This window comes from Deltaproteobacteria bacterium (genome assembly GCA_003194485.1).
Taxonomy (GTDB): Bacteria; Desulfobacterota; Dissulfuribacteria; order Dissulfuribacterales; family UBA3076; genus UBA3076.
The window spans coordinates 1-2,017 of the sequence record PQXD01000078.1 but is presented as its reverse complement, the minus strand read 5'-3'; the positions used below and the strand labels follow the sequence as shown (position 1 = coordinate 2,017).

The 2,017-nt window shown below is 45.8% G+C and carries 3 protein-coding genes; all 3 read right to left on the bottom strand.

Annotated features, from left to right (window positions below):
• Positions 1 to 559 precede the first annotated feature (559 nt).
• Positions 560 to 787 carry a hypothetical protein gene (locus C4B57_12200; GenBank protein ID PXF50342.1) on the bottom strand — a complete coding sequence of 76 codons (228 nt, stop codon included), beginning with the start codon at positions 785 to 787 and terminating at the stop codon, positions 560 to 562.
• Entirely contained in the window at positions 784 to 1,218 is a 435-nt protein-coding gene (locus C4B57_12195) for a PIN domain protein (protein PXF50341.1), read from the bottom strand. Before C4B57_12195 ends, C4B57_12200 begins: the two co-directional genes overlap by 4 nt.
• 221 nt (positions 1,219 to 1,439) lie before the next feature.
• Positions 1,440 to 2,017: transposase (locus C4B57_12190; GenBank protein ID PXF50340.1), on the bottom strand; the 578-nt coding region annotated here is incomplete at its 5' end.

Here is a 2,017-nt window from a genome sequence, read left to right as displayed (position 1 = left end):
CTGGCCTGCAACTCAGGCACTTTATTACGCACGTTCATAGCTCCTTCTGGAGCACTCATGCTCCCTTATTACAAGACAGACACGATCGAAGTGTGGCCTTACGCTCAGACAAGGTTATGCTGTCCTTGTCTTCATCACTTCAGGGCCACTCCGACTTCCCTACGTCCATTACAGTGCCTTACGGAGTTTATCCCGCACCCGGACTCTCCCAGCTATATCCGTCCGGGGTGAGCTTACGGGGCTGCACCATTCGCTTTATGCTGCAGCCTGCGGCTTTGGCCGGCATCCCTGACTGGGTAAAACCAATGCCTCTAATACAATGGGCAAAGGCCGTCTCGACACCGTGTCGGGGCAAGTTCAGCCCGTGCGTTACCGCACGAACCCGCCCCCAGCCTGCATATCCAAAAGGGCAACTGATATGATAACCTCCTTTCAGGTTATTAGATTGCGAAGTCGAGACCTCGTACGGGGGAGCTCAGAGGCGCCAAATTTGCGGGGCAACCAACCTACAAATTGCAATAACCTTGGTGCGGGGCACGGCGTAACAACGGCCGCCGAATTATTTGGCATCCCCTGCAGCGCCTTGTTTGGCGCTCCGCCTTCTTAGTTCCATTGCTTTTTGGCTGATTTCCTCTATGTTTAAATCTTCATCCAAACCTTGCCTCCACTTTGTATAGTCGAAAGGTTCTCTTTGAATTAAGGCAATAAACCTCTCCGCTTCAACATCACCAAGATGTTCTGCAAGGACCTGGAGTCCTTTTAATTTAATTTCTGTATCGGTAATCATGATAAAATTTCCTTTATAAAACCAATTGGATCATTGATTTTAATATCGTTTAATAACCTTGCACGTTTCAAAATTTGATCATCAGTAGTCAGAAAATATTCACTCTTTGAAATTATAGCACAAGCGATATGCAATGAATCAATTTTGTGAAATCCTTTTTTATTCAATATCTTTGCAGTTTCAATTACTACGGGATTCTCTTCCACATCCTCTATGGCATATCTTTTCCATTTCTTTATTCGTAACTTTCTTTCTTGATAAGGATTTCTATTATTCTCATAATCAAGAATATATGACCATATCAACTGAAATGTTCCCGATATAATTTCTTCTTGAATCTTCAGCTTTGCCTCGGTTTCAAGCCGAATCTTAATTTGAGATTGGTCGTCGAATGGTCGGTTGAAGCAACAATTATCCAAGTACAATCTCATTGTTCGTTCCATATTTCAAATTTTTCTCGCCTAACGAGTCTGTAGAAAAAGTCCTTTTGAAAGTGTTGCCGTTTCCCGGCGGTATCGGTTTTTAAATCAGCATCCGGGAGTTCCATTCCAGCTTCAGTTGCCGTTATACTTTCAAACTCAGTTTACGTCACCTTGCATCCCTTTCGAAGGATGCCTACTCGATTATTTGAGCGGCATCCTGCCATTTTCGACTACGCAAATTCAGGACCATAACGTTGAATCTTTTTCATGTTGTGTACAATGCAGAACAGGTTCCACTGGACATTCACCTTTCGCTTGCCGCGAAGGGTAAATCTATCCAGGCCGAGAGCGGACCTGATGTTGGCAAACGGCGGCTCACTTATGGCCAGCCGCATGGAGTAAATCACACGGCCTGCCAATGAGTCGATCTTCCTTTTCATCTTCTCGGTGAATGTATTTTTGCCTTTCTCTGTTCTGCCTGTAAAATAGGCTACCTGTCGTATCTCTGTACGCTCTGGATGACGTAAACATTTTGAGCGTAGTTTGCAGGGAATGCAGGCAGACTTGGGCCCCTTGAACTTCACTGCCCGAAAACCTCTGACCTTCACATTGAAACCGCTGCGGTACAATCGCCTGCCTGCAGGACAGATGCAGTGGCTCAGATCCTTGGGAAAGGTAAAATCCTTGGTTGAAAAAAGGTTCCGACGGCCTTCACGCATGGCACGTTCCTTACGAAACCGCTCTTTGTACCGGCCATAGTCTGCAAAACGGGGGTCCCGTTTTCTGAATTGGGTGTCTGCTACATAGG